8 protein-coding genes are annotated in these 8,518 nt (G+C 59.2%); 3 read left to right on the forward strand and 5 right to left on the reverse strand.

Translation table 11 applies throughout. From position 1 onward, the window contains the following. Positions 1-231 precede the first annotated feature (231 nt). The 3 genes from EJA70_RS06735 to EJA70_RS06745 all read left to right on the forward strand — a co-directional run bounded on the left by EJA70_RS06735 (position 232) and on the right by EJA70_RS06745 (position 2,908). Positions 232-1,815, forward strand: a complete 1,584-nt coding sequence (locus EJA70_RS06735) for a peptide chain release factor 3 (protein WP_158830225.1) — start codon at positions 232-234, stop codon at positions 1,813-1,815. A 243-nt stretch (positions 1,816-2,058) separates the two neighbouring features. Further along, positions 2,059-2,487, forward strand: a complete 429-nt coding sequence (locus tag EJA70_RS06740) for a hypothetical protein (protein ID WP_158830226.1) — start codon at positions 2,059-2,061, stop codon at positions 2,485-2,487. Between the two features lie 160 nt (positions 2,488-2,647). Next, positions 2,648-2,908, forward strand: a complete 261-nt coding sequence (locus tag EJA70_RS06745) for a hypothetical protein (protein ID WP_158830227.1) — start codon at positions 2,648-2,650, stop codon at positions 2,906-2,908. A 369-nt stretch (positions 2,909-3,277) separates the two neighbouring features. Here the strand turns inward: EJA70_RS06745 and EJA70_RS06750 are convergent, their stop codons facing one another. From EJA70_RS06750 to EJA70_RS06770, 5 genes are all read right to left on the reverse strand, one after another. Further along, the gene (locus EJA70_RS06750) at positions 3,278-4,258 is read right to left on the reverse strand and encodes a peptide ABC transporter ATP-binding protein (RefSeq protein ID WP_158830228.1); all 981 of its coding nucleotides are present in this window, start codon (positions 4,256-4,258) and stop codon (positions 3,278-3,280) included. Continuing rightward, positions 4,258-5,226, reverse strand: coding sequence for an ABC transporter ATP-binding protein (locus EJA70_RS06755; protein ID WP_016985406.1), 969 nt, complete (start codon positions 5,224-5,226; stop codon positions 4,258-4,260). Before EJA70_RS06755 ends, EJA70_RS06750 begins: the two co-directional genes overlap by 1 nt. Positions 5,227-5,236: 10 nt before the next feature. Beyond that, on the reverse strand, positions 5,237-6,163 hold the full coding sequence (locus tag EJA70_RS06760; protein WP_008085271.1) for an ABC transporter permease subunit: 927 nt from the start codon (positions 6,161-6,163) through the stop codon (positions 5,237-5,239). A gap of 11 nt (positions 6,164-6,174) precedes the next feature. Further along, positions 6,175-7,185: an ABC transporter permease subunit gene (locus EJA70_RS06765; protein WP_158830229.1), complete on the reverse strand. Its 1,011-nt coding sequence runs from the start codon at positions 7,183-7,185 to the stop codon at positions 6,175-6,177. A gap of 73 nt (positions 7,186-7,258) precedes the next feature. Further along, a partial coding sequence (locus EJA70_RS06770; RefSeq protein ID WP_158830230.1) for an ABC transporter substrate-binding protein occupies positions 7,259-8,518 on the reverse strand: 1,260 nt, incomplete at its 5' end.

Consider the following 8,518-nt stretch of genomic DNA (forward strand, 5'->3'; position numbering starts at 1 on the left):
GGGATGGACGTCTCCGTGCTTTAAAAGGTTCCCACATAAGATGCCATCTGGCCACCGGTAGGAGCTGCCGAAGGCTGCGATCTTTTGACTTTGTTCTAGAGCAACAGATCAAAAGATCGCAGCCTGCGGCAGCTCCTGCGGGGTTTTGCGGGTCCGAGGGACGGTGGTTCGGCGGTTACTTTTTAAGCTATACTCGCCGCCCTTTTTTGAATCACCGCCAGGCGATTTCCCATGACCAACCAGGCCGCCGAAGTCGCGAAACGCCGCACTTTCGCCATTATTTCCCACCCCGATGCCGGTAAAACCACGATCACCGAAAAGCTCCTGTTGATGGGCAAGGCGATTGCAGTGGCCGGTACGGTGAAATCCCGTAAATCCGATCGCCATGCGACATCCGACTGGATGGAGATGGAGAAGCAGCGGGGTATTTCCATTACCACGTCGGTCATGCAGTTCCCGTATCGCGAACACATGATCAACCTGCTCGACACCCCCGGCCACGAAGACTTCTCTGAAGATACCTATCGCACCCTGACCGCGGTGGACTCGGCATTGATGGTCCTCGACGGCGGTAAAGGTGTCGAGCCACGTACCATCGCGCTGATGGACGTCTGCCGTCTGCGTGACACGCCAATCGTCAGCTTCATCAACAAACTCGACCGTGACATCCGCGACCCGATCGAACTGCTCGACGAAATCGAAGCCGTGCTGAAGATCAAGGCCGCGCCGATCACCTGGCCGATCGGTTGCTACCGCGACTTCAAGGGCGTGTACCACCTGGCCGACGACTACATCATTGTCTACACCGCCGGTCACGGTCACGAACGCACCGAAACCAAGATCATCGAGAAGCTCGATTCGGACGAGGCGCGCGCGCACCTGGGCGACGAGTACGAGCGTTTCATCGAGCAGCTGGAACTGGTTCAAGGCGCCTGCCACGAATTCAACCAGCAGGAATTCCTCGACGGTCAGCTGACCCCGGTGTTCTTCGGTACTGCTTTGGGCAACTTCGGTGTTGACCACGTACTCGACGCCGTTGTCGATTGGGCGCCGCGCCCGCTGGCCCGTGTGGCCAACGAGCGTACCGTCGAGCCGATCGAAGAGAAGTTCTCCGGCTTCATCTTCAAGATTCAGGCGAACATGGACCCGAAACACCGTGACCGCATCGCCTTCATGCGTATCTGCTCCGGCAAGTACGAAAAAGGCATGAAGATGCGCCACGTGCGCACCGGCAAGGACGTGCGCATCGGCGACGCCCTGACGTTCTTCTCCTCCGAGCGTGAGCAGCTGGAAGAAGCGTTCGCCGGCGACATCATTGGTCTGCACAACCACGGCACCATCCAGATCGGCGACACCTTCAGCGAAGGCGAAACCCTCGGATTCACCGGCATCCCGCACTTCGCCCCGGAACTGTTCCGCCGCGTACGCCTGCGCGATCCGCTGAAATCCAAGCAACTGCGTCAGGGCCTGCAACAGCTGGCCGAAGAAGGCGCAACGCAAGTGTTCTTCCCCGAGCGCAGCAACGACATCATCCTCGGTGCCGTCGGTGTGCTGCAGTTCGATGTGGTCGCCAGCCGCTTGAAAGAGGAATACAAGGTCGAGTGCTCTTACGAGCCAATCACCGTGTACTCCGCGCGCTGGATCGAATGCAGCGACAAGAAGAAGCTTGAGGAATTCTCCAACAAGGCAGTAGAAAACCTTGCAGTCGATGGCGGCGGTCACCTGACCTACCTCGCCCCGACGCGGGTCAATCTGGCCCTGATGGAAGAGCGCTGGCCGGACGTGAAATTCCGTGCGACGCGTGAGCATCACTAAGTAGAAGTCACTGCATTTCGCGGCGTAAAACGTTGCGAAGTGCTGGATCCAAAGAAGCCCCACAGGTGTTTACCTGTGGGGCTTTTTGCTTTATGGGAGGTTGTCCACTGTCATGTCTGACAGTAGACGCAGGTTTTGCGAGGACGTTAGATGAGTGAGCGGCGCCGTCGCCGAACATGCAGAAAGGATTGCTGATGACCCGTCAAACCGCATCGAATACGCAGGGGGAGCTTTGGGCAAAAAATGAGCAAGGCAGTCAAATATTCAAAGCCCAGGACCTACAGTTTTTGCAACCGGACTCTACCGCGATTTGGGGTGGGGGGCGAGGTCAATGGAAGCTTTGACCAGCGCCTGCACTTCTACATTCCCAAGAAGTATTGGTTGGCAGGGGTTCACCCAATCAATCTCGATAAAGACACCGAAGCTTATTACAACGATCAGTTCGGCAAGACCTGGACGACGCAGCCTGGTGGCGAGCTCACGATCCTGCAGATTGATCTGGCCATGGAAACAGTGATCATTGAATTTAAGTTCGTCACAAAAAAAGACGTCGATGATTGGGATTGCCTTGCGTTAACCGGCTCAGGCAGGTTTGAAGGCTTCACGACCGACCCCTCACATGGCAGCGCTACGCATCTGCAAACATTGAGAACCGCGAAAAGTCCGGCTTAGCTGTCATCGCTATTAACGCTATTCAAAACCGGTCTTTCATCGCCCGGCATTTTCTCCATTCCCTTAGCGTCCTATCTGGTGAACCCGGCTGATCGGAACTAGATTTCACACAGCACCAGTCAGGCACGTATGTCTCACCTGCAAAAGGATGGAGTCGGTTATGAAGAGCAGATTGCTACGCGTTTTATTGCTGTTGAAAGTGATGGTGATGCTGTCCCTCGGCACCGCGACGGCCTGGGCCGAGTGCGAGGATCACGATTCTCAGGCGTTCAACGGGCAGGTCGGGCACAGCTCGATGATGCTCGCCAAGTCGGAGTCCGAACCGGGTGACCAGGATCAGGGCGGCAGCGCCGATGATGACGACTCGACCACCGACGAGCCGGACACCGATGATCCGGACGATGGCGACAGCCAGACGTAGATCAAAGATCAAATAAACCCCTGGTTGCGATATCCCTGTAGGAGCTGCGGCACGCTGCGATCTTTTGATCTGGATTTTATCAATAAGAATCTAAAGATCGCAGCGTGCCGCAGCTCCTACAGTTTTAACAACAACTGCCGCGAGCGAGAGCCTGCAAAGTCTGAGCCGACAGCCAAAAGAAAACCCCTTGCGCCTCGACTGATGCGCAGTCGATGCAGAAGGGGTTTGCTCACACTTTATGGATAAACACGACCCCTGTAGGAGCTGCGGCACGCTGTGATCTTTTGATCCTGATTCTGACAATCAAAAGATCGCAGCCTCGTTTCACTCGACAGCTCCTACAGGTTTTGTGTCGGTCTCCAGATTTGCTTAGGCCGCGCCGTTGAGGAATTGCTCGGCGTAGTGGCAAGCCACCTGTCGGCTGTCGAGCTGGCGCAACAACGGCTCTTCCGTGCTGCAACGCTCGGTCGCGTACGGGCAGCGCTTGTGGAAAGCGCAGCCCGACGGCGGGTTCAGCGGGTTGGGCAGTTCCCCGACAATCTTGATTTTCGGCTTGTTCGGGTCCGGGTGAATGGTCGGGGTCGCCGACAGCAGCGCCTGGGTGTACGGGTGCAGCGGACGCTCGTAGATGTCGTTTTTCGGGCCCAGTTCCACCGGGCGACCGAGGTACATCACCATTACGTCATCGGCCACGTGCTGCACCACCGCGAGGTTGTGCGAGATGAACACGTAAGCGGTGTTGAACTCCTGCTGCAGATCCATGAACAGGTTGAGCACCTGCGCCTGAATCGACACGTCCAGTGCCGAGGTCGGTTCATCCGCCACCAGCACTTTCGGTTGCAGCATCATTGCGCGCGCCAGGGCGATACGCTGGCGCTGACCGCCGGAGAACATGTGCGGATAACGCTGGTAGTGCTCAGGGCGCAAGCCGACCTGCTTCATCATCGCCTGGACTTTCTCGCGACGTTCGGCAGCGCTCAGGTTGGTGTTGATCAGCAGCGGCTCGCCGAGCTGGTCACCGACTTTCTGCCGTGGATTCAACGACGCGTACGGGCTTTGGAAGACCATCTGCACGTCTTTGCGCAGTTGCTTGCGCTGAGCCTTGTCGGCGCCGGCGACTTCCTGGCCGGCAATTTTCAGCGAGCCAGACGACGGGTCTTCGATCAGCGTCAACGCGCGGGCGAGGGTGGATTTGCCGCAGCCCGACTCGCCTACTACGGCGAGGGTCTTGCCGGCTTCCAGTTCGAACGACACGCCATTCAGCGCGCGTACAGTCGCGTGGCCCTTGAACAGGCCACGGGACACTTCGTAGTGACGGGTCAGGTCGCGGGCGGTAAGTACGACGGCCATTACGCCACCTCCTGGTTCAGCGGGAAGAAGCAGCGGGCGAGGCTGTGGGCTTTCGGATCAAGGCCTGGACGCTGCGCGCGGCAGCTGTCCTGCACGTACGGGCAACGCGGCGACAGCAGGCAACCCTGCGGACGGTCGTAACGGCCCGGAACGATGCCCGGCAGGGTCGACAGACGTGCGGCGCCGAGGCTGTGCTCGGGAATCGCCTTGAGCAGCGCTTCGCTGTATGGGTGCGCCGGGACGTCGAACAGTTGCGGCACCTGGCCGACTTCAACGGCTTGGCCGGCGTACATCACGCACACGCGCTGGGCGGTTTCTGCCACGACCGCGAGGTCGTGGGTGATCAGCACCAGGCCCATGTTCTGTTCTTTCTGCAACGCCAGCAGCAGATCCATGATCTGCGCCTGAATCGTCACGTCCAAAGCAGTGGTCGGTTCGTCTGCGATCAGCAGTTTTGGCTCGCCGGCAATCGCCATGGCGATCGCAACGCGCTGGCTCATACCGCCGGACAGTTGATGCGGGTAGGCGTCCATACGGCTGGCGGCGCCCGGGATTTCGACTTTTTCCAGCAGTTCGATCGCACGTTTGCGCGCTTGCTTGCCGGACATTTTCAGGTGCAGACGCAGCACTTCTTCGATCTGGAAACCGACGGTGTAGCTCGGGTTCAGCGCGGTCATCGGGTCCTGGAAGACCATCGACAAGTCTTTGCCGACGATTTGCCGACGTTGACGGTTGCTCAGCTTGAGCATGTCTTTGCCGTCAAAGCTGAGCGAGTCGGCGGTGACGATGCCGGGATGCTCGATCAGGCCCATCAGCGCCATCATGGTCACGGATTTACCCGAACCCGATTCGCCGACGATGGCCAGTACTTCGCCTTTGTCGACTTTCAGATCGAGGCCGTCGACCACCGGGGTCGCGGTCTTGTCGCCGAAGCGAACGTTGAGATTCTTGATTTCTAGCAGTGACATGGGAATCTCCTCAGGCGGCGTTCTTGAGTTTCGGGTCGAGCGCATCGCGCAGACCGTCGCCCATCAAGTTGATTGCCAGCACGCTGAGCAAAATGGTCAAACCAGGCAGGCTCACCACCCACCAGGCGCGTTCGATGTAGTCGCGGGCCGAAGCGAGCATGGTGCCCCACTCAGGGGTTGGCGGTTGTACGCCAAGGCCGAGGAAGCCCAGTGCGGCGGCATCGAGAATCGCCGAGGAGAAACTCAAGGTCGCTTGAACGATCAGCGGCGCCATGCAGTTCGGCAGCACGGTGATGAACATCAGGCGTGGCAGACCGGCACCGGCCAGGCGCGCGGCGGTCACGTAGTCGCGGTTCAGTTCGCCCATCACCGCGGCACGGGTCAGACGCACGTAGGACGGCAAGGACACCACAGCAATGGCGATCACGGTGTTGATCAGGCCAGGGCCGAGGATGGCGACAATCGCCACAGCCAGCAGCAGCGATGGCAGGGCCAGCATGATGTCCATCAGACGCATGATGGTCGGGCCGATCATCTTCGGAAAGAAGCCGGCGAACAGACCCAGCAGAATCCCCGGAATCAGCGACATGACGACCGACGACAAGCCGATCAGCAGCGACAGGCGCGAGCCCTGGATCAGACGCGACAGCAGGTCACGACCGAGTTCATCGGTACCGAGCAGGAACTGCATCTGCCCGCCTTCAAGCCACGCCGGTGGCGTCAGCAGGAAGTCACGGTATTGCTCGCTCGGGTTGTGCGGGGCGACCCAAGGGGCGAACAGCGCGCAGAAAATCACCAGCAACATGAACAGCAGGCCGGCAACCGCGCCTTTGTTCTTCGAGAAGGCTTGCCAGAATTCTTTGTACGGCGACGGGTACAGCAGGCTTTGATCCGCGTTGGTGGCGGAAGTCGCTACTGAGGAAGTTGGAGTGCTCATTGGATTGGACCTCAGCGCTGATGACGGATGCGTGGGTTGGCAAAGCCGTAGAGGATGTCCACTACGAAGTTGACCAGAATCACCAGGCAGGCGATTAACAGGATGCCGTTTTGCACAACCGGGTAGTCCCGGGCGCCGATGGCTTCGATCAGCCATTTACCGATGCCGGGCCAGGAGAAGATGGTTTCAGTCAGGACCGCACCGGCCAGCAGGGTGCCGACTTGCAGGCCGACCACGGTGAGTACCGGAATCAGCGCGTTACGCAGACCGTGAACGAACACCACGCGCGCTGGCGACAGGCCTTTGGCCTTGGCAGTGCGGATGTAGTCTTCGCGCAGCACTTCGAGCATCGACGAACGGGTCATCCGCGCGATCACCGCCAGCGGAATGGTGCCGAGCACGATGGCCGGCAGGATCAGGTGATGCAGGGCGTCGAAGAACGCACCGACGTCATCGGCCAGCAGCGTGTCGATCAGCATGAAACCGGTGCGCGGCTCGATGTCATAAAGCAGGTCGATGCGTCCGGAGACTGGCGTCCAGCCCAGGCTCACCGAGAAGAACATGATCAGGATCAGGCCCCACCAGAAGATCGGCATCGAATACCCCGCCAGGGAGATGCCCATCACCCCGTGGTCGAACAGGGATCCTCGCTTGAGTGCCGCAATTACCCCGGCCAGAAGCCCGAGAATGCCGGCGAACAGCAGGGCGGCCATGGACAGTTCCAGGGTCGCCGGGAAAAGGGAGGTGAACTCGGTCCATACGCTCTCACGCGTACGCAGGGATTCGCCGAGATCGCCGTGGGCCAGTTTGCCGATGTAGTCCAGGTATTGGGCGTACAGCGGCTTGTTCAGACCTAGGCGTTCCATTGCCTGAGCGTGCATTTCGGGGTCGACCCGACGTTCGCCCATCATCACTTCCACGGGGTCGCCAGGGATCATGCGAATCAACGCGAAGGTCAGCAAGGTGATGCCGAAAAACGTGGGGATCAACAACCCCAGTCGGCGGGCAATAAAACTAAACATCTTGTGTGGTACCTCATCAGCCGGTTAGGCGTGCCCGGCTTCCCTGGGGTCAGGGAGGCCGGGAGTTTCTTATCTACTTCACCTGGGTAGTGGCGAAGTTATTAGTGGTGAGAGGGCTGATGTGATAGCCCTCTACATTCTTGCGCATTGCGGTAAACATCCTGGTGTGGGCCATGCTGATCCATGGCTGATCCTGATTAAACAGCACTTGCGCCTGTTCGTAGAGCGCGGCGCGTTCGGCCGGATCTACTTTAGCCCGTGCTTCATCCAGCAGTGCCTGGAATTTCTCGTTGCACCAGCGTGCATAGTTCTCGCCGTTCTTGGCCGCTTCACAACTGAGCATAGGCGTCAGGAAGTTATCCGGGTCACCGTTGTCGCCCGCCCATCCGGCCGACACCATGTCGTGTTCGCCGGCCTTGGCGCGTTTAAGCATCTCGCCCCATTCCATCACGCGGATGTCGACCTTGATCCCGACTTTCGCCAGGTCAGCCTGCATCATCTGCGCGCCGAGCATCGGATTCGGGTTGGTCGGGCCGCCGCCGTTGCGGGTAAACAGGGTAAACACGGTGCCGTCAGGAACCCCGGCTTCCTTGAGCAGGGCACGGGCCTTGTCGAGGTCGCGTGGCGGGTTTTTCAGGTCGTGGTTGTAACCCAGCAGCGTGTCCGGGTACGGGTTGACCGCAACGGTTGCATTGCCCGGGCCAAACAGAGCGTTGACGTAAGCCGCTTTGTCGAAAGCGATATCGATCGCCTTACGCACGCGCACGTCGCTCATGTATTTGTGCTGAGTGTTCATGGCGATGTACGAAACGGTCATGGCGTTCAGTTCATCGACCTTGAGCTTGTCGTCTTTCTTGATGCTCGGGATGTCATCCGGTTTCGGGTACAGCGCGATCTGGCACTCGTTGGCCTTGAGCTTCTGCAGGCGCACGTTGTTGTCGGTGGCGATCGCCAGGATCAGCGCATCGGCCGGTGGCTTGCCACGGAAGTACTCAGGGTTGGCCTTGAAGCGCACCTGTGCATCCTTGGCGTAACGCTGGAAGATGAACGGGCCGGTGCCGATCGGCTTGTTATTCAGGTCGCCAGCCTTGTTGGCCTTGAGCAACTGGTCGGCGTATCCAGCGGAATAGATAGCCGTGAACGGCATGGCGACGTCGGCGAGGAACGGTGCTTCGCGACGCGTCAGGGTGAACTTGACGGTGCTGTCGTCGACTTTTTCGACGCTTTTGAGCAGTTCCTTGAAGCCCATGCTTTCAAAGTACGGGAAGCCTACGCTCGACAGTTTGTGCCACGGGTGATTCGGGTCCAGCTGACGCTGGAAGCTCCAGACCAC

This window comes from Pseudomonas sp. PB103 (genome assembly GCF_009764635.1).
GTDB lineage: Bacteria > Pseudomonadota > Gammaproteobacteria > Pseudomonadales > Pseudomonadaceae > Aquipseudomonas.